Genomic DNA, 21421 nt, shown 5'->3' with positions numbered 1-21421 from the left:
GCTGGACCGTCATTTCCTCACACCGTGTCGTGGCAGATCATCTTGCCCGGACCGCGCACTGCCTTAAATCTGCGCCCCGAACGGCACACTCGCCACCACGCTCGGCGAACCGGGCAGCGACGGGGCGGAAATCGTACCACCGCCGCTACTGCCCCGCGATTTGCCGGAACTCAGATAGTCGGCAATCGAATCCTGCGTGACTTCGCCCAGATACTGATTGTCGTCGCCGAGCACCGGCAGCGATGCCAGATTGTGTTCGTACATGCGCGAGAGCAACACACGCAGATTGTCGTTGGCCACCGCCGACGCCTTGAAATCGCGCACTCGCTCGCCACACGTCCCCTGTGCATGACGGGTGTCGCGACGGGCAATGTAACCCAGCGCCTTCGCGTTTTCGTCGACAACCACCAGCGAACGCGTATCGAGCTCATCCATCATGCCGTAGGCTTCCGCGAGCGTGGTCTGCGGCTTGACGGTCGGCTGCGGCGTCGCGGCATCTTCCGCACGCACCAGCAGCAGGCGCTTCAGAATGCGGTCGTGACCGACAAAGCTCGCCACGAACTCGTCGACCGGGCGCGCCAGCAGCGCATCCGGTTGTGCGTACTGCACCAGACGCCCCTGCCGGAAGATCGCAATGCGGTCGGCCAGCTTGATCGCCTCGTCGATATCGTGACTCACCATGATGACGGTCTTGCCCAACTGACGCTGCATCTGGAAGAACTCGTTCTGGATCGACTCGCGATTGATCGGGTCGACCGCGCCGAACGGCTCATCCATGAGCAGCACGGGCGGATCGGCCGCCAACGCGCGAATCACGCCGATACGCTGCTGCTGCCCGCCGGACAACTCGCGCGGATAACGCGACAGATAGTGCTTCGGATCGAGGGCCACCATCGCCATCAGTTCGGTCGCACGTTCGCGGCAGCGCTTCTTGTCCCAGCCCAGCAGACGCGGCACCACCGTGATGTTCTCTTCGATGGTCATGTTCGGGAACAGACCGATCTGCTGAATCACGTAGCCGATGTGGCGGCGCAATTCGATTTCGTTGATCTTGCCGGTGTCTTCGCCGTTGAGCAGAATGCGGCCCGACGTGGGCTTGATCAACCGGTTGATCATCTTGAGCGTGGTCGTCTTGCCGCAACCCGACGGGCCGAGAAAGACGCAGATTTCGCCCGGCGGCACTTCGAGACTGACCGAGTTCACGGCGTTCACGCGGGTGCCGTCCTTCTGGACGAAGCTTTTGGTGAGATTGTCGAGTGTAATCATGCGGTTCGAATTCCTTTGGGTGTCAGCACGCGCTGGAGGCGGTGCAACAGAGTGTCGGCAACGATGGCGAGCAAGCTCACCAAGACCGCACCCACGACAAGTTGTCGGGTATCGCTCTGGCTGATCCCTTGGGTGATCAACACCCCGAGGCCGCCGGCGCCGACGATGGCACCAATGGCCATCACGCCAATATTCATCACAACAGCCGTGCGTACGCCGCCCAGCACCACTGGCACCGCCAGCGGCAACTCAACCAGACGCAAGCGCTGCCAGAACGTCATGCCGATGCCGATGCCCGCTTCGCGGATGCTCGGATCGATCTGTTGCAGCGCCAGACACGTGTTGCGCATGATCGGCAACAACGAATAGAGAAAGACGGCGGCCACGGCCGGCGCCGGCCCGATACCGATGCCATAGACCGACAGCAGCGGAATCATCAGGCCGAACAGCGCGATCGACGGGATCGTGAGCACGACCGTCGCCAACCCGAGCACGACGCCCGACAGCCAGCGAAAACGCGTGACCAGCACGCCCAGCGGCACGCCGACCACGATGGCCGCGCCGACCGACGCGGCCACCAGCCACGCATGCTGGACCGTGAGGTTCAGGATGCGGTGCCAGTTGTGAGTCAAAAATTCAATCATTGGAGTTCCTCGATCTGTGACGTCAGCGGCGGAGCCATCTGAGGCAACGGCCTCACTGCACCAGCCCTTCCTGTGAGAGGAATTCGCGCGCCACGCGAGCCACGCCCTTGTGCTCGATGTCGACCTTGGCGTTCATCTCGCGCATGTTCTCGTCGTTGATCTTCGCGGCCAACACGTTGAGTTCGTCGGCCAGCTTCGGATTCGCGTCGAGCACTTCCTTACGCACTACCGGCGTCGCCGCGTACGCGGGGAAGAAGCCCTTGTCGTCGGTGAGCACCTTCAGATCGAAACCCTTGTTGCGGCCGTCGCTCGTGTAGACCAGACCGCTGTCGATCTGCTCGTTCTTGAGCGCCGTGTAGACGAGGCCCGGGTCCATCTGCTTGATGTTCTCGCGCTCGAGATGGAAGTCGTAGAGTTGTTCCATCGGTTCGAGACCATCCGAGCGGCCGACGAATTCCATGTCGAAGGCGAACTGCATCTTCGGATTCGCCTTGAATCGCTCGATCAGTTGCGAGACCGTTTCGATGCCGGCTTCGCGGGCGATCTTGCCGGGCATGGCGAAGGCGTACGTGTTGTTGAGCGTCGACGGGTTCAGCCAGACGATGCCGATCTTGCCGTCGAGTTCTTTCACTCGCTCGTAGGTCTGCGCCGGGTCGAGCTTCTCGGTGACCTTGTTGTAGACGATCAGCGACGTGCCGGTGTATTCCCAGACCACGTCGAGCTGGTTGCTCTCCATGCCCTGGCGCATCACCACGCTGCCCAGACCGTTCTTGAGTTCGACGTCGTAGCCTTTGCTTTTCAGGTACTGCGCCGTCATCTCGGAGAGAATCAGTTGCTCAGTGAAGTTCTTGCCGCCGATGGTGAGCGTGGCGGCCTGCGCCACGCCACTCACTGCCATGGCCGTCAGCGCCAAGCCGACGACAGCGAGCTTGCGCGTCCGGCGCGCTACGTTCATGAAACGAGGCAGCTTGCCAAAGCGTGTTCGGGAGAAAATGGATTTCACGTGTGGGGTCTCCTTTGTCTTAGCGCGTGGCCGCGCCGTGACGTGCAAACCAGAGGCCGCTCGCGAAGGCGACAATGCCGTCGAGCACGAGCGCAAGCAGCGCGGTGCCGGCAGCGCCGAGCAACAACTTCGTCTGGTCGTTCAAATAGATGCCCGGGAAAATCAGTTGTCCCAGACTGTCCGCCCCGATCAGGAAGGCGAGCGGCGCCGTTCCGACATTGATCGCGAGCGAGGTGCGAATGCCGCCGATGATGACCGGCATGGCGTTGGGCAGGTCCACGCGAAACAGCACTTGCGCGGGCGTCATGCCCATGCCGCGCGCCGATTCACGCAACGCGGCGGGTACTTGGCGCAGGCCTTCGTAGGCGTTGCGCACGATCGGCAGCAACGATGCGAGCCACAGGGCCAGAATGGCCGGGCGATCGCCGATACCGAGCACTGCCATCGATAGCGCCAGCACGGCGAGCGACGGCAGCGTGTTGCCGATGTTGAAGATCTGCACCGCGCGCTCCGCATGTTTCGCGAATATCGGCCGCGAGATCAACACGCCCGCAGGCACGCCGACGGCAATGGCCATCGCCATCGATATGGCCACGAGCTTCAAGTGCTGTTGGGTGTAATACACCAGGTCTCCCCGGTATTTGACGAGCGCATCCACGCCCAGCCAATACACCAGACCGGCGACTGCGGCGGCAACACCAAGCAGCCCGAAACCGGCCAGATAGAGAATGCGATACTGCTTCGCCACGTTCATGCTCCCTTTGAATGGGTTGGCAGCGCTGGCGCGAGGCAATAGCAATCGCCCCGCGTGACAACGCGGTCAAACAAGCATGACAACTGATAGCTGCCTTGCGAATTGTGAGGTGTTCGATCCGAAGGTCTGAGAAAGACAACGGTGACGAACCAGGCGTCGCGATATGCGACATGAGAGACGAGCTTTCGACGCCGTGGGCGCCTGGGCCTCTCGATGCACGCTTATTGAAAGCGCGCGAATGTTTTACTGCACAAGCTCATTGCGTGATGGTACGGATCGCCGGCGCAACGAGGAACACCGGCAACGCTTATGTTTCTATTGGCCAGTCAGAGCGATTGGCCTTTTTTATTCTAGTACAGATAGTGCGTCGATGCCAACCCATGAGACACCTTCTGCTACGAATGCACTGCAAATTCGCATAATCTGCCGCGATATTTCTCATATACATCGGATACCGAATTAATTGCACACACGGCAATCCCCCGTCATCTCTGGGTTCTCACTAGGTCAATGGGATTTGTCCCATTTTTTAAAAATCGCGCGTTTCGCAGAGCGGTTCAGTGTGTCGCGCCGAATTATTTTCCTGACTTAGTAAGGAACCCTCTAAACGCTTTTTCGAGTGCCTGAAACCCGCCTGTTCATGCGGGTCCGAGCGAATTTAGAGGGGGGTCGTGGAAACGGATGCCAACCCTTGGAAACTCGTGTATTCTCCGAGGTTTATCTTAGTTTTCAACCATTTAGCGCTAAATCGGGGAAACGCGGCGGCAACGTGAGGCTATGACCTGGCGGCCAGTCGCGAGTGCAAAGGTTGGACGGTAAAAGAGCGATCGTGCGCGAGGCACGAGGGCGTTGATTGGCAAATAAGAACTATGAAAAGCACCATCAGCCGTACCGAACAGGGCAACCGCGTTGCTGCGACGACGATTCTCGTCGCGTGTGCCGCGCTCACCCTCGCGGGGTTTCTCACACGCGCCTTCGAAGGTGCGGTGAACCCGTTGCTCACGTTCTTCTTAGTCTCTGCCGGAGGCATCCTCAATTTATCGACGGCGTGCCTGCTCGGCGTCCAGTATCTCTACAACGGCAAGCGCTACTTCGCCCAGTTCGGCTGCGCGTTTTTGCTGCGCGGCCTGTTCATGTTCACGCAAGGGGTGTTGTTGGCGAATCAGCTCGCTGGCATCTCAACGCACGTCACGCGCGCCCCCTTCTGGCTCTGGCTGGTGGCCGAAGCGAGCTTCGCCGCGTACGTGATGATCAGCGTGCGCAGTTACTCGCGCACACGCAGCGACCCGCACACGCGCCCCGGCTATCGCGACGCGGCGCGCCACGGCGCCACGGTGCTGATAATTTGGCTGACGGTATCGCTCTCGGTGGTCGGCGCGGCCCGCACGCTCGTCACGCCAAAGTTTGCCGGGGGTGTCGACATCGAGACGATGGCACTGGGCGCACTCTTCGTCGCCTACGTCGCGTTGTGGTGGCGTATCGCGGCGGTCACGCGGCTTTCGCACAAGTTGTTCCTGCTGGTGTGGGTGGTCGTCACCATCTCGCTGTGCCAGTTGCTGCTCGCGCTTACCGCGCCGAGTGAAGCGTCGTATCAGTGGTACGCGGCCCGCCTGCTGGCGCTGGCCTCGCCGGGTGTAGCAACGCTCGCGCTCGTGTGGGAAATCACGCGCCAGTATCAGTCGCTGGCGCTCACGAATACCGATCTCGTCGAGAAGGTGTTCATCGATCCGCTCACGCATATCTACAACCGGCGCTATTTCGACAACCGCATCCGCATCGTCGCGGATCGCGTGCAGCAATACAACACGCCGCTGTCGGTGCTGATCATCGACATCGATTTGTTCAAGCAGGTCAACGATCGCTACGGGCATCCGTTCGGCGACACCGTGCTGCAACGCATCGCCAATACGATTCAGCATTGCATCCGGCTGCCGAGCGATTTCGTCGTGCGTCTGGGTGGGGAAGAGTTTGCCGTGGTGCTGCCTGAAATCGATCAGCACGCTGCATTGCGCGTGGCAGATCGCATTCGCGAGTCGGTCAAACGCGCCAGTACCGACCTGCTGCCTGCCAAGGCACGTGAAGACGGCGAAGCGATCACGATCAGTGTGGGCATCGCGTCATGGCACCCGGGCGAGCCGCTGGTCATCAGCGCAATGCTGGAGCGCGCCGACAAGGCGCTGTATCAGGCAAAGCACAAGGGCCGCGATCAGAGCGTGCTGGGCCAACTGGCCGCCTAACTTCGCGTTGGCGGCCCCTTGAGTTCCACGACATTCCCATCGGGATCGGTGAGATAGCAGGACGGCCCTTCGCCGTGTGCGCCGTACCGCTGCACGACTTCCCCGAGCGTCACGCCATGCGAGGCCAGTCCTTTGCGGATGGCCTCGTCGTCGAACGGTTCGACGCGCAGACAGAAGTGATCGAGATTGTGCCCCTCGGCGCCCGGCGCTTCACCACCCTGCCGGCCGATGGCGCCGGCCACGTCGACCAGATCGATCAACGCGTCGCCCGCACGTAATTGCACGAGCCCGATATCGGCCTGCACCTTCTCGAGCGTGCAGCCCAGCACGTCGACATAGAAGTGCTGTAGCCGCGCCACATCCACGGTGCGCAGCACCACGTGATCGAGTGCGACGAACGGGATCTTCATCGGGCCGCCGCTACCGAACTCTTCGCACTCATGCGCTGCTCATCCGGCACTCACGCCGCGCTCAGCGAATAACGCCGGCGCTTTTCGACCTTGGTCTCGTGGGTCATCTCGCTGCGGCCGTCTTCGAACACGGTTTCCAGCCTCACCGTAAATCCCCACAGACGTGCCACGTGCTTGAGCACCTCTTCGAAACCTTCGTCGAGCGGCTTCCGGTCGCTTTGCACATGCCGCAGCGTGAGCGAGCGGTCGCCGTGCAAATCGACGTGCGAGACCTGAATATTCGGCTCCAGCGTGCTGAGGTTGTACTGCTGCGCGAGCATCTCGCGAATCTCGCGATAGCCGTTGTCGTTGTGAATGGCCGTCACACGCAGGCGGCTGTCCCGGTCGTCGTCGAGCACGGAAAAGAGCTTCAGATCGCGGATGACCTTCGGCGAGAGGAATTGCTGGATGAAGCTCTCGTCCTTGAAGTTGCGCATCGCGAAGTCGAGCGTCTTGATCCAGTCGCTGCCGGCAATATCCGGGGCCCACAGACGATCTTCCTCGGTCGGTTCCTCACACATGCGGCGGATGTCCTGAAACATCGCAAAACCCAGCGCATACGGGTTGAGGCCGCTGTAATACGGGCTGTCGAACGATGGCTGATACACCACGTTCGTGTGCGCGTGCAGAAACTCCATCATGAACGCGTCGTTGACGAGTTTCTCTTTGTAGAGCTGCTGGAGAATCGTGTAGTGCCAGAACGTCGCCCAGCCTTCGTTCATCACCTTGGTCTGGCGTTGCGGATAGAAATACTGGGCGAGCTTGCGCACGATACGCACGATCTCGCGCTGCCACGGCGCAAGCTTCGGCGCGTTCTTCTCGAAGAAGTACAGCAGGTTCTCCTGCGGCTCGCCCGGGAAGGCCGGTTCGTCTGAGTCGGTCGGGTCGAGCCCGTCGTCCTCGTCGTCATCGTGCAGCACGTGATTCGGCAACGTGCGCCACAGATCGTTGATCTGCAATTGCAGGTAGTTTTCGCGCTCTTTCTGGCGCGCCTGTTCCTGCGCGAGCGACAGACGCTTGGGTCGCTTGTAGCGGTCCACGCCGTAGTTCATCAGTGCATGGCACGAGTCGAGCAACAGCTCGACCGACTGCTCGCCGTAACGCTGCTCGCACTCGCTGATGTAGTTACGCGCGAACAGCAGGTAGTCGACGATGGCGTCGGCGTTCGTCCACGTGCGAAACAGGTAGTTGCCCTTGAAGAACGAGTTATGACCGTAACTGGCGTGCGCAATGGTGAGCGCCTGCATGGTCATGCTGTTCTCTTCCATCAGATACGCGATACAGGGGCTCGAGTTGATGACGATCTCGTACGCGAGACCCATCTGGCCGCGCTTGTAGCCGCGCTCGGACGACAGGAAGTGCTTGCCGTACGACCAGTGGTGATACCCGATGGGCAACCCCACGGTGGCGTAAGCGTCGAGCATCTGCTCGGCGGTGATGATCTCGATCTGGTTCGGATACGTATCGAGCTTGAAGTTCGCGGCGATGCGCGCGATCTCATGCTCGTAACGCTGAATCAGCTCGAAGGTCCATTCCGATCCGGTCGATATGTAGGCCATAGTCAGGCCGCCTTTTTCTTGAACAAATCGTGCAGCACCGGGTAGATCTCCGCGGCCTCCATGATGCGTTGCATCGCGAAGTTCGAATGCTGCTGCTTGACCGACAGGTACTCGTTCCACAAATTCTGCGGTTCCGCGCTGGCCACTTCGACATACGCGAAGTACTGCACGGCGGGCATGATCGATTGCATCAGAATGTCGCGGCAAATGGGCGAGTCGCCATCCCAGTTGTCGCCGTCCGACACCTGCGCGCCGTAGATATTCCAGTCGCTCGGCGAGTAGCGGTCGGCGATGACTTCCATCATCAGCTTGAGCGCGCTCGACACCACCGTGCCGCCCGATTCCCGCGCGTAGAAGAAGTCGTCCTCGTTGACTTCCTTCGCCGTCGTGTGGTGCCGGATCAGCACCAGATCGATGCGCTCGTAGTTATGCCGCAGGAACATGTAGAGCAGCATGAAGAAGCGCTTGGCGAGATCCTTGCGGCTCTGGTCCATCGAGCCCGACACGTCCATCAGACAGAACATGACGGCCTGCGCCTGCGGACGTGGCTGCATGACGCGGTTCGAATAGCGCAGATCGAGCTTCTCGATATACGGAATCGCTTCGACGCGCGTGCGCAGGTGCGTGATCTCGTGCGCGAGGGCGACGGCGCGTGGCGAGGTATCGCCTTCGCGCGCCACGACATCGGCGTACTCGTTCTCGAGCTCTCGCAACTGCTTGCGATACGGTGCGGTGAGTGCGATGCGGCGGCCCAGCGAGCTGCGCATCGTACGGATGACGTTCAGATTCGACGGCGTACCGTCGATGGAATAACCCGCCCGCACCTTGCGAAACTCCGGGATCTGCGCGAGCCGGCGTTTAGCGAGGTCTGGCAGCGCCATGTCCTCGAAGAAGAATTTCAGGAACTCCTCGCGCGAGAGGTTGAAGACGAAATCGTCCTCGCCCTCGCCCGAATCGCTGGCGCGGCTGCCGCCGCCACCGGCGCCCGATGGCGGACGCTCGAAGTTATCGCCCACCACGAACTCGCGGTTGCCGGGATGTACCATCTCCCGCCGCCCGCCGGGCCCGTGGTGGAACAAGGGCTCCGAGATGTCCTTGACCGGGATCGAGACCTGTCCGCTGCCATCGATATCGGTGATCTTGCGCCCAGACACCGCCTTCGCTACCGCGCGCCGAATCTGATCGCGGTAGCGCTTGATAAAGCGTTGCTGGTTGATGGCGCTTTTGTTCTTACCGTTTTGCCGTCTGTCGATGATCGCTGACATAGTGGCCCCGAGTGGTTACGAGGATTTGCGCACGCGCAGGTACCATTCCACGAGCAGGCGAACCTGCTTCGGGGTATAGCCTTTTTCCACCATCCGGTTGACGAAGTTGGCGTGCTTTTCCTGATCCTCTTTGGACGACTTCGCATTGAAGGAGATCACCGGCAGCAAGTCCTCGGTCGTGGAGAACATGCGCTTCTCGATGACGGCCCGCAGCTTCTCGTAACTTGTCCAGAGCGGATTCTTGCCCGCGTTGTTGGCGCGCGCACGCAGGACGAAGTTGACGATCTCGTTGCGGAAGTCCTTCGGGTTCGTGATGCCGGCCGGCTTCTCGACTTTCTCCAGTTCATCGTTGAGCGCCGTGCGATCGAGAATTTCGCCGGTATTCGGATCGCGATACTCCTGATCCTGAATCCAGAGATCTGCAAAATTCACATAGCGGTCGAAGATGTTCTGACCGTACTCGGAGTACGACTCCAGATACGCGGTCTGAATTTCCTTGCCGATGAACTCGACGAACGGTGCGGTCAGATACTCCTTGATGTAAGAGAGATAGCGCTTCTCGACTTCGCCCGCATACTGCTCGCGCTCGATCTGCTGTTCGAGCACATACAGCATGTGCACCGGGTTGGCCGCGACTTCGGTGTTGTCGAAGTTGAACACCTTCGAGAGCACCTTGAAGGCGAAACGCGTCGACATGCCGGTCATGCCTTCGTCCACCCCGGCGTAGTCGCGATACTCCTGATACGACTTGGCCTTCGGGTCGATGTCCTTGAGGTTCTCGCCGTCGTAGACGCGCACCTTGGAGAAGACGTTGGAATTCTCCGGCTCCTTCAGACGCGTGAGCACGGCGAACTGCGCGAGCATCTTGAGCACGTTCGGGGCGCGCGGCGCATTGGCGAGCGAGCTGTTCTTCACGAGCTTCTCGTAGATCTTCACCTCGTCGGTCACGCGCAGGCAGTACGGCACCTTCACGATATAGATCCGGTCGAGGAAAGCCTCGTTATTGCGGTTGCCCTTGAAGCTCTGCCATTCCGCCTCGTTCGAGTGGGCGAGCACGATGCCGTCGAACGGAATCGCACCGAACCCTTCCGTACCCTTGTAGTTGCCTTCCTGCGTTGCGGTCAGCAACGGGTGCAGCACCTTGATCGGGGCCTTGAACATTTCGACGAATTCGAGCAGGCCGCGATTGGCCAGACAGAGGCCGCCGGAATACGAGTAGGCATCCGGATCGTCCTGCGGGAATTCTTCGAGCTTGCGGATATCGACCTTGCCGACCAGCGACGAGATGTCCTGATTGTTCTCGTCACCTGGTTCGGTCTTGGCGATGGCGATCTGTTGCAGCACCGACGGACGCAGCTTCACCACGCGGAACTTGGTGATGTCGCCGTTGAATTCGTTCAGGCGCTTGGTCGCCCACGGCGAAGGAATCGTCGTGAGATACCGAATCGGGATACCGAAGTCCTCTTCAAGAATCTTGCCGTCTTCCTCGGGCGAGAACAGGCCCAGAGGCGACTCGTGCACCGGCGATCCCTTCAGGCAGTAGATGGGCACTTCTTCCATCAACACCTTCAGCTTCTCGGCCAGCGACGATTTGCCGCCGCCCGGAGGCCCGAGCAGATACAGGATCTGCTTGCGTTCTTCGAGCCCCTGCGCGGCGTGTTTGAAGAACGAGACGATTTGCTCGATGGTGTCTTCCATGCCGTAAAAGTCACGGAAGGCCGGATAGATCTTGATGATCTTGTTCGAGAAGAGCCGCGAGAGCCGCGGGTCATGGTGCGTATCGATGAGCTCGGGCTCACCGATGGCGCGCAGCATTCGTTCGGCCGCCGACGCATACGCGGTCGAGTCCTTCTTACAGATCTCCAGATACTCCTGGATGCTGTACTCCTCTTCCTTGCGTGCGTCGAAACGTGTCGTGTAGTGGCTGAAAATATCCATATGCCTCACCCCCGCTTCATCGGAAAACACCGCAACGCGATGCCCGCTCTGTTGCCTAAGACCCGGATGACTGCGCAATGGTTTCGACCTGGCTCACTGCATGCCGGAGCGACGTTCGCGAAACCTTTCGCACTGTCCCCTCCCTCACATGAACGACTCAAAATCGGTTTAGGTTGACTTTAAACTTGTCACTGGAAAAAGCAACCGTTAACTCATCATATGCACAAACAAAAAAACTGTCGCTAGATATTTTCCGCAGCGCTAAGCATCCTCGATAACCCGCAGCCCGTAAGGGTTTCCGAGAAATCTACGCATTGCGCATGCTCGTTGAAATACATCAAAATTCGAGCGAATTCTCACGCGTGTCGACACGCATTGCGCACTCGGGTTTGCCTGCATTCGCAACACATCGTAATGTGTCGCTAATTATTAAGTAATCCTATTTATTCGATAGTGTTAAACAGGAAATGTCTGCACGCTGCGTGCGATGTTTTTTGGAAAAAAGAGTGGGCGGCCCGACGACGTCGACGAAAGCGAAGACGTGGGCGCGAGACGAGTAGCGTTCCGGCAGAAGCCGCGCGGCTGCGCAAGCCGCGAAGGTCACACGCACTGCATGCGCGACTGGCATGGAGCCGTGACCGGAAAGCCGACGACGATCGGATGATTGAACGGGCGAACCTCCTCAGGCAGGGTCGGCATGCCGCGTCGCGCGAGAGTCGCTGCGTCGCACCATGTCGCCGTCTCATCGATGCCTTGCATATTGCCGAACTCTGGAATGAAGCGAACACCATGCCAGTCGATTCAGCGTGAAGTCATGTTACGCCGGTTCGCAAAAACGTGCTGCGGCGATATGTAACCCGTTGTGTCTCACCGACGCCCCGCCCCCACCCCGAGCCTCCCCCGCCAGTCCGTCCACCCTCATCGACGCCCGCGACGTGCCTGACGAATCATGTAATAATGCAACTTTGTTGCATTTATTACACAGTTGCAATCTGTGTGATGTCCGCCCTACCCGCGCCATGATTCGCTTTTCCGTTTGGCTCTATCGCCTCGCTGGCTGGCAACGCACCGCACTCACCCTGCTGGTGCTCGTGCCGCTATGGGCGCTCGTCCTCTGGGCACTCCAGGGAGTCGCCTCGTGATCGGCTGCCGTAATCTCTCGGTCCGTTTCGGCCCCAACCTTGCGCTCGAAGGCGTGGACGCGACGTTTGCGCCCGGCGTGCTGTCGGCGGTCGTGGGCCCGAACGGCGGTGGCAAGACCACACTGCTGCGCGTGCTCGCTGGTCTCCAGAAGGCGACCACGGGCAATGTCATTTGCGACGAGCCCGTCGCCTATCTCTCGCAACGCCCCGAGACCGACCATCGCTTCCCGATGTGCGTGGAAGAATATGTGCTCACCGGCACGTGGCGCCGCACCGGCGATGCCCGCCGGCTCGGCCGCGACGAGTTCGCGCGCGCCCACGAAGCCCTCAGCCGTGTCGGGCTTGCCGACAAGCGCGCCCAGCCGCTGGAAGTCTTGTCGGGCGGCCAATGGCAGCGTGCCCGCTTCGCCCGCCTGATCGTCGAAGATGCGCCGATCGTTTTGCTGGATGAACCCCTTACCGGCATCGATGTGCCGTCTGCGGAACTGTTGCTGGCTTTGCTGGATCAATGGCGCAACGAGGGTCGCACGGTGGTGACGGTGCTGCACGATCTGCCGCTGGTACTGGAACGCTTCGCTTATGTCGCCGTAATGGCCGGCAAGCTGGTTGCCGCCGGACGGCCGGCCGACTGTTTACATAGTGGCTTCCCGTCGGCAGGCGGCGCATTCGGCATAGGCGGTCTCGGTGGCGTTGGCGGCAACGCGCACGTCGGCCTATCCGACGCCGGCGGCTACACGACCTTCACCGCAGGAGGCCGCCATGGCGCTTGAGTCGCTGGGCGCCGTGGGCAACTTGATCCACCTGCTGATCGGCCCGTTTGCGGAATTCGATTTCATGCGCCACGCGCTGGTCGGCAGCCTCGCGCTGTCGCTCGGTTGCACGCCCGTAGGGGTGTTTCTGCTGCTGCGGCGCATGAGCCTGATGGGCGATTCGCTCTCGCATGCCGTGCTGCCGGGCGCTGCCGTGGGGTATCTGATCGGCGGGTTGTCGCTGCCGTGGATGGCCGGCGGCGGTATGGTCGCCGGTCTGCTCGTGGCGTTGCTGGCCGGGGTGTCGAGCCGCCGCACGCGGCTCGATGAAGGCGCGTCTTTTGCCGGCTTTTACTTGCTGGCGCTGGCGGGCGGCGTGGTGATCGTCTCGAAATGGGGCAACAGCGTCGACCTGATGCACCTGCTGTTCGGCTCGGTGCTGGCGGTGGACGACCCGTCGCTGATTCTCGTGGCCGCCATCGCGACCGTGACGCTGGTGTGGTTCGGCTGGCATTATCGCGGCCTCGTGCTCGACAGCGCCGATCCGGCGTTTCTCGGCCACGGGCATGGCAAAGCCGTGCTGCGCTATCACCTCGGCTTCACCGTGCTGACGGTGATGAATCTGGTCGCAGGGTTTCAGGCCATGGGCACGCTCATGGCCGTGGGTCTGATGATGTTGCCGGCGGCCACCGCCCGTCTGGTGGCGAGCACGCTGCCGGGCATGCTGCTCGTGGCGTGGCTGGTCGCCAGCGCGTCGAGCGTCATCGGACTGCTGATTTCGTACTATCTGGCCTGCCCATCGGGGCCGGCCATCGTTTTGACGGCAGGGATCGCCTATCTTGGTGCGCTCCTTGTCACGCCGGGCCGCACACAGGCTCCGGCGATCTAAGAGAGGAAAACATGTTCGGATTGGGTAAATCGGGCGGTAAATCATGGCCGGGTGCGCGTTTCTTCGCCGCGCTGCTTTCGTCGGTCGCGCTCACGCTGGCAGCCGCCGGCCCGGCACAGGCACAAGACACACGTCTGCCGGTCGGTGTGAGCTTCAGCATCCTGTCCGACATCGTGAAGGTGGTGGGCGGCGACCGCGTCGACGTCACGACACTGGTCGGCCCCGATCAGGACACGCACGTCTATGAGCCGACCCCGGCCGACGTCGCCAAACTCTCGGGCACGAAGCTGTTCTTCGTGAACGGCCTCGGTTTCGAGGGCTGGCTGCCGCGCCTGATGAAGGCCAGCCACTACCCGGGCAAGATCGTGACGGTCACCGACGGGCTCAAGCCCCGCACCATGCGCGATGACGGTAAGGTCGTCACCGACCCGCACATGTTCCAAGACCCGGTGCTGGTGAAGTCGATGGTCGACAAGGTCGCCGCCGCGCTCTCGCAGGCCGATCCGGCCGGGCGCGCCTACTACACCGATCGTGCGAAGAACTATCAGCTCGCCCTCGACGACCTGATTACATGGGCCCGCAAGCAACTCGCCGCCGTGCCGGCCAACCGCCGCGTGGTGCTGACCTCGCATGACGCCTTCGGCTATCTGGGCGAGCGCTTCGAGATCAAGTTCCTGGCCCCGGAAGGCGTGTCGACGGAAAGCGAAGCCAGCGCGCGCGACGTGGCCAACCTGATCCGCATCATCCGCCGCACGGGCATCAAGGCCGTGTTCATGGAGAACATCTCGAATCCGCGCCTGATTCAACGCATCGCGCACGACGCGAAGGTGCAGGTCGACGGCAAGCTCTATTCAGACGCGCTCTCGCAAAACCCGGAAGCCTCGACCTACCTCCAGTTGTTCCAGCACAACATCCGCGCCATCGCCGCCGCGATGAAGGACAACCGCTAAGCACGGCTGGCCTCGCTGCCCCGGCCGGCCCTCGCCGGCCCGGGCAGCCGTGACGCCGCCAGCGTCCACCTGACGCAATACCCCTGCCGTTCACGCGGTATAATGCGCGCACCACTCACCGGCCCCGCTACGGAGGTCCGGACAGGCCGGCCACGCCGGCTTTTGCGTTTTGGCTGCCGCTTTTTTCTCTGGCCGGCCACCCGACAGAACCCCGGAAAACCTCCGAAATAACCAATTACGGACGCCCCCAGGTTAACCACTGCGAACGGCGCACACTCAATGGCAAAGAAGATTTACATCAAGACGTTCGGCTGTCAGATGAACGAGTACGACTCCGACAAGATGGCGGACGTGCTCGGCGCCGCCGAGGGTCTCGAGAAGACCGACACCCCCGAAGACGCTGACGTCATCCTGTTCAACACCTGCTCGGTGCGTGAAAAGGCGCAGGAAAAGGTGTTCTCGGATCTGGGCCGCATGCGCGCCCTCAAGGAAATCAAGCCGGATCTCGTGATCGGCGTCGGCGGCTGTGTCGCCAGTCAGGAAGGCGCCGCCATCGTGCAGCGCGCCCCGTACGTCGACGTGGTGTTCGGCCCGCAAACCCTGCACCGCCTGCCGCAGATGCTCGAAGCGCGCCGTTCCACCGGCCGCTCGCAAGTCGACATCTCGTTCCCGGAAATCGAGAAGTTCGATCACCTGCCGCCCGCCAAGGTCGACGGTGCCACGGCCTTCGTCTCGATCATGGAAGGCTGCTCCAAATACTGTAGCTACTGCGTCGTGCCGTACACGCGCGGCGACGAAGTCTCGCGTCCGTTTGAAGACGTGCTCACGGAAATTGCCGGTCTGGCCGAGCAAGGCGTGCGCGAAATCACGCTGCTGGGTCAGAACGTGAACGCCTACCGCGGCCTGATGGCCGACGGCGAAATCGCCGACTTCGCCCTGCTGGTGGAGTACGTGGCCGAAGTGCCCGGCATCGAGCGCATTCGCTTCACGACGAGCCATCCGAAGGAATTCACGCAGCGCCTGATCGACATGTACGCGAAGGTGCCCAAGCTCGTGAGCCACCTGCACCTGCCGGTGCAGCACGGCGCCGACCGCGTGCTCTCGGCCATGAAGCGCGGTTACACGGCGCTGGAATACAAGTCGATCATTCGCCGTCTGCGTCAGGTGCGCCCGGACATGTCGATGTCGTCGGACTTCATCGTCGGCTTCCCCGGCGAGACCGAAGAAGATTTCGACAAGCTCATGGCGATGATTCACGAGATCGGCTACGACACGAGCTTCTCGTTCATCTACAGCCCGCGCCCGGGCACGCCCGCCGCCAACCTGCCGGACGACACGCCGCGCGAAGTGAAGCTGCGCCGCCTGCAACACTTGCAGGCCGTGGTCGAAGAGAACGCCGCGCGCATCAGCCAGCGCATGGTCGGCTCGCGTCAGCGCATTCTGGTCGAAGGCGTCTCGCGCAAAGATCCGAACGAGTTGCAAGGCCGCACCGAGAACAACCGCGTGGTCAACTTCCCGGCGTCCGAGGCACAACGCAGCGCACTCATCGGCCAGATGACGGACGTGGTGATCACCTTCGCCTACCCGCACTCACTGCGCGGCGAACTGATCATCACGCACTGATCGCACTGACTGCCCTGACAGCACTGACCCATCACACCGGATCATCTTGAAAGCACTCGCCCAAGAATTTACCGCGCCGCGCGACGACAATCGCCGGCTGGCCAACCTTTGCGGCCCGCTCGACGAGAACCTGCGCCAGATTGAACAGGCTCTCGACGTGTCGATTTCCCGCCGGGGCCATCGCTTCACGATTCGCGGCAAGAGTGCCGTCATCGCGACGCAGGCGCTGGAAAGCTTCTACAACCGCGCCACCGAACCGCTGTCGGTCGACGACATTCAGCTGGGTCTGGTGGAAACGCGTCAGGGCCATGAGCCGATCCTGCGCCACGGCGACGATAATCCGTTCGCCACGGGTGACGAGACGGAAACCGGCTCGCCGGTGCTGCACACCCGCCGCACCGACCTGCACGGCCGCACGCCGGCGCAGCGCGACTACCTCAAGCAGATTCTGTCGCACGATGTCACGTTCGGCATCGGACCGGCGGGCACCGGCAAGACGTATCTGGCGGTGGCCTGCGCCGTCGATGCGCTCGAGCGCGACGCGGTCAAGCGCATCGTGCTGACCCGCCCGGCCGTCGAGGCCGGTGAGCGTCTCGGCTTTCTGCCCGGCGATCTCGCGCAGAAGGTCGACCCGTACCTGCGCCCGCTCTACGACGCACTCTACGATCTGCTCGGCTTCGACAAGACGCAGAAGTACTTCGAGAAGCAGATGATCGAAATTGCGCCGCTTGCCTATATGCGCGGGCGCACGCTCAATCACGCGTTCATCATTCTGGACGAGGCGCAGAACACCACGCCGGAACAGATGAAGATGTTCCTCACGCGGATCGGCTTCGGCAGCAAGGCCGTGGTGACGGGCGATACGACGCAGGTCGACTTGCCGCGTGGCCACAAGAGCGGCCTGAACGAAGCGCAAGTGATTCTGAAGAACGTGCGCGGCATCGCGATGACCCGTTTCACCAGCGTGGATGTGGTGCGTCACCCGCTGGTCGCGCGCATCGTCGATGCGTACGAAGCCCACGCCCAACACGCAGAAGCGGGACTCGATCTGCCGGCCTCGGCCGATCATGAGCCGCGCCAACCCCGTCAGGCGCGTGCGCCGCGAGGCAACGCATGAGCGGTGCCCGCCCCCGTCACGCGCTGACGCTCACGAGCCAGTTCGTGCTCGGGCGCGACTTCGCCGCCCACAAGGCGGTGCTCTCGCGCGCCAACCTGCGCCGCTGGGTGCAGGCCGCGCAACTGGCCGACGCCGAGCTGACGCTGCGCTTTGTCGATGCCGACGAAGGTCAGGAGCTGAACCGCAGCTATCGCGGCAAGGACTACGCGACCAATGTGCTGACGTTCGCGTACGCGCAAGACGAGAGCGACCCGGTCATGGGCGACATCGTGCTGTGCTGCCCGGTGGTCGAGCGCGAAGCGAACGAGCAGGGCCTGACGCTTGAGGCGCATTACGCCCATCTGATCGTGCACGGCGTACTGCACGCGCAAGGCTACGATCACGAAGAAGACGACGAAGCCGAGGAAATGGAAGCGCTGGAGACGGAGATTCTCGCCGGCCTCGGCTACGCCGATCCTTATGCGTCGGAGAAGATCGCCACGCAGCGCAAGACGCCCAAGACCACGCCGGCCGCTGCCAAGACCACCCCGCCGGCCAAATCGCGCCGCGCCTGAACCGCCGAACGCATAGACCGCATGGACCGCATCCCAGACCACCCGACCGCCCCCGAATCCCCTCAGGCCAGCGTGTCGAGCGGCCCCGGATGCACCCAGTACCCGCCCGACCTCGGCATCGCCCGCCATCTGAGCCCCGAAGAGCTGTCGCGCTCGCTCGACGCCGCCCTCGCCGGCTGGAACGGCAAGCAGGATCTCTGGATCTTCGCCTACGGCTCGCTGATCTGGAACCCGGGCGTGCCGATGGAAGAAAGCCTGCACGCCCGCGTGTTCGGCTATCACCGGGGCCTTTATCTGTGGTCGCGCGTCAATCGCGGCACCCCGGAACACCCCGGCCTCGTGCTCGCGCTCGACCGGGGCGGCTCATGCGCCGGCGTGGCATTGCGCCTCTCGGCAGCAACCGCACGCGCACACCTCGAATCGCTCTGGCATCGTGAAATGGCGATGGGCTCGTACCGTCCGGCGTGGCTGCACTGCGCGCTCGCCGACGGTCGCACGACCCCCGCGCTGGCTTTCGTGATGCGCCGCGACGTGAAAAGTTACGCCGGCCGTCTGCCCGACAACATCGTGCGCAAGGTCTTCGATCAGGCACAGGGCCGCTACGGCACCACCCACGATTACGTGGCCCGCACGGTCAAAGCACTACGCGAAGCGGGCATGCCCGACCCCGCGCTCGAAGCCGTGCTGCACCGCTGCGGTGCACCGACCGGCCAGCGCTGACACGGCAATGGCGTGCATCTGGTGTATCCTTTAGCTTCCTGAAACAGCTCGGCGTCCGCCCAACTTGGACGCGCCGTCATGAACGACCCTTATCCCAGTCGACCCGGTCAAAAAAAGCCCGAAAAACCTCGCTCTCTGCTCGAACGCCTCACCGATCTGATTTCCCCGGAGCCGGAGTCGCGCGCAGAGTTGCTCGAAATTCTGCAAGACGCTCACGCCCGCAACCTGATGGACGCCGATTCTCTGGCGATGATCGAGGGCGTGTTCCAGGTGGCCGATCTGTGCGCACGCGACATCATGGTGCCCCGCGCCCAGATGGACGCCATCAACATCGAACAGACTCCCGAAGAATTCATGCCGTTCGCACTGGAACAGGCGCACTCGCGCTATCCCGTGTACGAAGGCAATCGCGACAACATCATCGGCATTCTGCTCGCGAAGGATCTGCTTCGCTTCTACGCGAATCACGACTTCGATGTGCGCGACATGCTGCGCCCGGCGGTGTTCATCCCCGAGTCGAAGCGTCTGAACGTGTTGCTGCATGACTTCCGCGTGAACCGCAACCACATCGCCATCGTCGTGGACGAATACGGCGGCGTGGCCGGTCTCATCACCATTGAAGACGTGCTCGAACAAATCGTCGGCGACATCGAAGACGAGTACGACTTCGACGAAGAAGAAGACAACATCATCGCGGCGCCCGACGGCAGTTATCGCATTCGCGCGCTCACCGAAATCGAGCAGTTCAACGACGCGTTCGGCACCCAGTTCGTCGACGCGGAAAACGACACGATCGGCGGTATGATCACGCACCAGTTCGGTCGTGTGCCGCGTCGTGGCGAACGTCTGCGCGTCGGCAATCTCGTGTTCGAGGTGCTGCGTGCCGACGGCCGTCAGATCCATATGCTGCTGTTGCGGCGCGTGGAACCGGCACCCGTCGTTCAGACTGACTAACCTCATCGATCCATGCAGGAAATGACCGTCCACGCGCCCGAGCGGCGCTCGTGGCCGGCCTGGCGTGCGCGTGCGCTCGCCGGTCTGGCCGGTATTGCACAAACGCTGGCTTTCGCACCCCGCGATGACTGGTGGCTGCAACTGCTGGCGATGGCCGGCCTGTTTGCGCTGGTCGAGCGCAGCGCATCGCGGCGCGATGCGTTGTGGCTCGGCGGCTGTTTCGGCGTGGCGTCGTTCGTCTCCGGCATCTGGTGGCTCTACATCAGCATGCACACGTACGGTGGCATGCCCGGCGTGATGGCCGGTGCCGCTGTCGTGCTGTTCTCGCTTTATCTGGCGATCTACCCCGCACTCGCGACCTTCGTCACGCGCTGGGTACCGGCCACGGGCCCGTGGCGTGCGTTGGCGTTTGCCGGCAGTTGGACGCTCGCCGAATGGCTGCGTGGCACCGTCTTCACTGGCTTCCCGTGGCTCACGCCCGGTTACGCCCACGTCGATGGCCCGCTCGCCGGCTTTGCGCCGCTGCTCGGCGTGTATGGCATTGGCGGTCTTGCTGCACTGGCCGCCGCATGGCTCGCGCGTGCGGTGTTGCCGCTGAACATGGCGACGCGACCGGCACGCCGACTGCTCGCGGTCGTCGGGGTGCTCGCACTGCTCAGCATCGGTACCGGCCTCGCCCGTCACGCATGGACCACGCCTTCTGGGCAACCGCTCACGGTGCGACTGCTGCAAGGCAATATCCCGCAGGACATGAAGTTCGAGCGTGCCGGTATCGATCACGCGATGGCACTCTATCGCGACATGATCACCGCAGCGCCGGCCGACCTGATCATTACGCCGGAAACGGCCTTCCCGGTGCTGCTGCAAGGGATTCCTCCGGAAATTGCCGCACCGATCCGCGAATTTGCGGACCGCACCGGCTCGCACGTCGTGCTCGGCGCTGTGGGCGCGACGTTGACGCCGCAAGGTCCGACGGATTTGACCAACAGTCTGTTCGGCGTCACGCCGCGCGACCAGACGCTGCACCGCTACGACAAACACCATCTCGTGCCATTCGGCGAGTTCGTGCCGTGGGGCTTCCGGTGGTTTGTCGACATGATGCATATCCCGCTGGGCGACTTCCTGCGCGGCTCGGCAACGCCGACCGGCTTCCCGGTGCGCGATCAGCGTGTGGCGCTCGACATCTGCTACGAAGACTTGTTCGGCGAAGAGATCGCTCAGGCGCTACGCAACATGCCGGAGCCCGCAACGGTGCTCGCCAACTCGACCAATCTGGCGTGGTTCGGCGACACCATTGCACTAGATCAGCATCTGCAAATCGCCCGCATGCGCACGCTCGAAACCGGACGTCCGATGCTGCGTGCGACCAACACCGGCACGACGGCCATCATCGATGCACAGGGTCGCGTGCAAGGCCGCCTGCCGGCGATGACCGTCGGCGCGCTCACGGGCAAGGTGCAGCCCTACACGGGCCTCACGCCTTACGTGCGTTTCGGCAATGTGCCGGCACTGCTGCTGGCGCTGGCCGCCCTCGGCCTTGGCCTGATCGCCGGTCGCCGCACGCGCTGAATCCGTCACATAAATGCGCCACGCTTGACGGGCGCTGCG

The 21421-nt window shown here is 62.2% G+C and carries 19 protein-coding genes; 11 read left to right on the top strand and 8 right to left on the bottom strand.

Translation table 11 applies throughout. The annotated features are described in order from the left end of the window. Window positions 1-63 precede the first annotated feature (63 nt). From PIN31009_RS23140 to PIN31009_RS23125, 4 genes are all read right to left on the bottom strand, one after another. Entirely contained in the window at window positions 64-1266 is a 1203-nt protein-coding gene (locus PIN31009_RS23140; RefSeq protein WP_087686437.1) for an osmoprotectant ABC transporter ATP-binding protein OsmV, read from the bottom strand. Beyond that, window positions 1263-1910: an ABC transporter permease gene (locus PIN31009_RS23135; protein WP_058376095.1), complete on the bottom strand. Its 648-nt coding sequence runs from the start codon at window positions 1908-1910 to the stop codon at window positions 1263-1265. The genes PIN31009_RS23140 and PIN31009_RS23135 overlap by 4 nt, the downstream gene beginning before the upstream one ends. 52 nt (window positions 1911-1962) lie before the next feature. Then, the gene (locus PIN31009_RS23130; protein WP_150686386.1) at window positions 1963-2865 is read right to left on the bottom strand and encodes a glycine betaine ABC transporter substrate-binding protein; all 903 of its coding nucleotides are present in this window, start codon (window positions 2863-2865) and stop codon (window positions 1963-1965) included. A 67-nt stretch (window positions 2866-2932) separates the two neighbouring features. Further along, the gene (locus tag PIN31009_RS23125) at window positions 2933-3667 is read right to left on the bottom strand and encodes an ABC transporter permease (protein ID WP_058376096.1); all 735 of its coding nucleotides are present in this window, start codon (window positions 3665-3667) and stop codon (window positions 2933-2935) included. Window positions 3668-4536: 869 nt separating this feature from the next. Here PIN31009_RS23125 and PIN31009_RS23120 point away from each other — a divergent pair. After that, the gene (locus PIN31009_RS23120; RefSeq protein ID WP_150686227.1) at window positions 4537-5904 is read left to right on the top strand and encodes a GGDEF domain-containing protein; all 1368 of its coding nucleotides are present in this window, start codon (window positions 4537-4539) and stop codon (window positions 5902-5904) included. On the opposite strand, the gene PIN31009_RS23115 is transcribed toward PIN31009_RS23120, so the two are convergent. Genes PIN31009_RS23115 through PIN31009_RS23100 form a run of 4 tightly spaced genes read right to left on the bottom strand, consistent with a single transcriptional unit; the run spans window position 5901 to window position 11115 of the window. After that, a complete protein-coding gene (locus tag PIN31009_RS23115) occupies window positions 5901-6314 on the bottom strand; it encodes a VOC family protein (protein WP_150791685.1) in 414 nt (137 codons plus the stop codon). The two genes, PIN31009_RS23120 and PIN31009_RS23115, sit on opposite strands and share 4 nt — an antisense overlap. A gap of 50 nt (window positions 6315-6364) precedes the next feature. Continuing rightward, window positions 6365-7912, bottom strand: a complete 1548-nt coding sequence (locus PIN31009_RS23110; protein WP_058376099.1) for a SpoVR family protein — start codon at window positions 7910-7912, stop codon at window positions 6365-6367. A gap of 2 nt (window positions 7913-7914) precedes the next feature. Beyond that, on the bottom strand, window positions 7915-9177 hold the full coding sequence (locus PIN31009_RS23105) for a YeaH/YhbH family protein (protein ID WP_058376100.1): 1263 nt from the start codon (window positions 9175-9177) through the stop codon (window positions 7915-7917). A gap of 15 nt (window positions 9178-9192) precedes the next feature. Then, window positions 9193-11115, bottom strand: coding sequence for a PrkA family serine protein kinase (locus PIN31009_RS23100; protein ID WP_058376101.1), 1923 nt, complete (start codon window positions 11113-11115; stop codon window positions 9193-9195). A 1019-nt stretch (window positions 11116-12134) separates the two neighbouring features. Between PIN31009_RS23100 and PIN31009_RS28390 the strand changes: the two genes are divergently transcribed. From PIN31009_RS28390 to lnt, 10 genes are all read left to right on the top strand, one after another. After that, on the top strand, window positions 12135-12257 hold the full coding sequence (locus PIN31009_RS28390; RefSeq protein WP_257786045.1) for a hypothetical protein: 123 nt from the start codon (window positions 12135-12137) through the stop codon (window positions 12255-12257). After that, window positions 12254-13027, top strand: a complete 774-nt coding sequence (locus tag PIN31009_RS23095; RefSeq protein ID WP_174996247.1) for a metal ABC transporter ATP-binding protein — start codon at window positions 12254-12256, stop codon at window positions 13025-13027. The genes PIN31009_RS28390 and PIN31009_RS23095 overlap by 4 nt, the downstream gene beginning before the upstream one ends. After that, window positions 13017-13895: a metal ABC transporter permease gene (locus PIN31009_RS23090; RefSeq protein WP_174997353.1), complete on the top strand. Its 879-nt coding sequence runs from the start codon at window positions 13017-13019 to the stop codon at window positions 13893-13895. The genes PIN31009_RS23095 and PIN31009_RS23090 overlap by 11 nt, the downstream gene beginning before the upstream one ends. Before the next feature lie 11 nt (window positions 13896-13906). Next, window positions 13907-14845 (top strand): metal ABC transporter solute-binding protein, Zn/Mn family, encoded by a 939-nt coding sequence (locus tag PIN31009_RS23085; protein WP_150686223.1) that lies wholly within the window; start codon window positions 13907-13909, stop codon window positions 14843-14845. 279 nt (window positions 14846-15124) lie between these two features. Beyond that, window positions 15125-16468, top strand: coding sequence for a tRNA (N6-isopentenyl adenosine(37)-C2)-methylthiotransferase MiaB (gene miaB, locus PIN31009_RS23080; RefSeq protein ID WP_150686222.1), 1344 nt, complete (start codon window positions 15125-15127; stop codon window positions 16466-16468). Window positions 16469-16514: 46 nt separating this feature from the next. Next, window positions 16515-17585 carry a PhoH family protein gene (locus tag PIN31009_RS23075; protein WP_058376106.1) on the top strand — a complete coding sequence of 357 codons (1071 nt, stop codon included), beginning with the start codon at window positions 16515-16517 and terminating at the stop codon, window positions 17583-17585. Further along, window positions 17582-18139 carry an rRNA maturation RNase YbeY gene (ybeY, locus tag PIN31009_RS23070; RefSeq protein ID WP_150791684.1) on the top strand — a complete coding sequence of 186 codons (558 nt, stop codon included), beginning with the start codon at window positions 17582-17584 and terminating at the stop codon, window positions 18137-18139. The genes PIN31009_RS23075 and ybeY overlap by 4 nt, the downstream gene beginning before the upstream one ends. 21 nt (window positions 18140-18160) lie before the next feature. Continuing rightward, a complete protein-coding gene (locus tag PIN31009_RS23065) occupies window positions 18161-18859 on the top strand; it encodes a gamma-glutamylcyclotransferase (protein WP_087686429.1) in 699 nt (232 codons plus the stop codon). 78 nt (window positions 18860-18937) lie between these two features. Further along, window positions 18938-19813, top strand: a complete 876-nt coding sequence (locus PIN31009_RS23060; protein ID WP_150686219.1) for a CorC family transporter — start codon at window positions 18938-18940, stop codon at window positions 19811-19813. Between the two features lie 21 nt (window positions 19814-19834). After that, window positions 19835-21382: an apolipoprotein N-acyltransferase gene (lnt, locus tag PIN31009_RS23055; RefSeq protein WP_246185818.1), complete on the top strand. Its 1548-nt coding sequence runs from the start codon at window positions 19835-19837 to the stop codon at window positions 21380-21382. The last annotated feature ends 39 nt before the right edge of the window (window positions 21383-21421 follow it).

Source organism: Pandoraea iniqua (assembly GCF_902459685.1).
In the GTDB taxonomy this organism is placed as follows: Bacteria; Pseudomonadota; Gammaproteobacteria; order Burkholderiales; family Burkholderiaceae; genus Pandoraea; species Pandoraea iniqua.
The sequence above is the reverse complement of the archived record's forward strand: the minus strand, read 5'-3'. Positions and strand labels throughout refer to the sequence as shown.

Coding starts and splice junctions, on each gene's coding strand:
- PIN31009_RS23060 (WP_150686219.1), top strand. CDS start 18,938: ATGAACGACCCTTATCCCAGTCGACCCGGTCAAAAAAAGCCCGAAAAA.
- PIN31009_RS23100 (WP_058376101.1), bottom strand. CDS start 11,115: ATGGATATTTTCAGCCACTACACGACACGTTTCGACGCACGCAAGGAA.
- PIN31009_RS28390 (WP_257786045.1), top strand. CDS start 12,135: ATGATTCGCTTTTCCGTTTGGCTCTATCGCCTCGCTGGCTGGCAACGC.
- PIN31009_RS23135 (WP_058376095.1), bottom strand. CDS start 1,910: ATGATTGAATTTTTGACTCACAACTGGCACCGCATCCTGAACCTCACG.
- PIN31009_RS23120 (WP_150686227.1), top strand. CDS start 4,537: ATGAAAAGCACCATCAGCCGTACCGAACAGGGCAACCGCGTTGCTGCG.
- PIN31009_RS23090 (WP_174997353.1), top strand. CDS start 13,017: ATGGCGCTTGAGTCGCTGGGCGCCGTGGGCAACTTGATCCACCTGCTG.
- PIN31009_RS23140 (WP_087686437.1), bottom strand. CDS start 1,266: ATGATTACACTCGACAATCTCACCAAAAGCTTCGTCCAGAAGGACGGC.
- PIN31009_RS23130 (WP_150686386.1), bottom strand. CDS start 2,865: ATGAACGTAGCGCGCCGGACGCGCAAGCTCGCTGTCGTCGGCTTGGCG.
- lnt (WP_246185818.1), top strand. CDS start 19,835: ATGACCGTCCACGCGCCCGAGCGGCGCTCGTGGCCGGCCTGGCGTGCG.
- PIN31009_RS23110 (WP_058376099.1), bottom strand. CDS start 7,912: ATGGCCTACATATCGACCGGATCGGAATGGACCTTCGAGCTGATTCAG.
- miaB (WP_150686222.1), top strand. CDS start 15,125: ATGGCAAAGAAGATTTACATCAAGACGTTCGGCTGTCAGATGAACGAG.
- PIN31009_RS23125 (WP_058376096.1), bottom strand. CDS start 3,667: ATGAACGTGGCGAAGCAGTATCGCATTCTCTATCTGGCCGGTTTCGGG.
- ybeY (WP_150791684.1), top strand. CDS start 17,582: ATGAGCGGTGCCCGCCCCCGTCACGCGCTGACGCTCACGAGCCAGTTC.
- PIN31009_RS23065 (WP_087686429.1), top strand. CDS start 18,161: ATGGACCGCATCCCAGACCACCCGACCGCCCCCGAATCCCCTCAGGCC.
- PIN31009_RS23105 (WP_058376100.1), bottom strand. CDS start 9,177: ATGTCAGCGATCATCGACAGACGGCAAAACGGTAAGAACAAAAGCGCC.
- PIN31009_RS23085 (WP_150686223.1), top strand. CDS start 13,907: ATGTTCGGATTGGGTAAATCGGGCGGTAAATCATGGCCGGGTGCGCGT.
- PIN31009_RS23115 (WP_150791685.1), bottom strand. CDS start 6,314: ATGAAGATCCCGTTCGTCGCACTCGATCACGTGGTGCTGCGCACCGTG.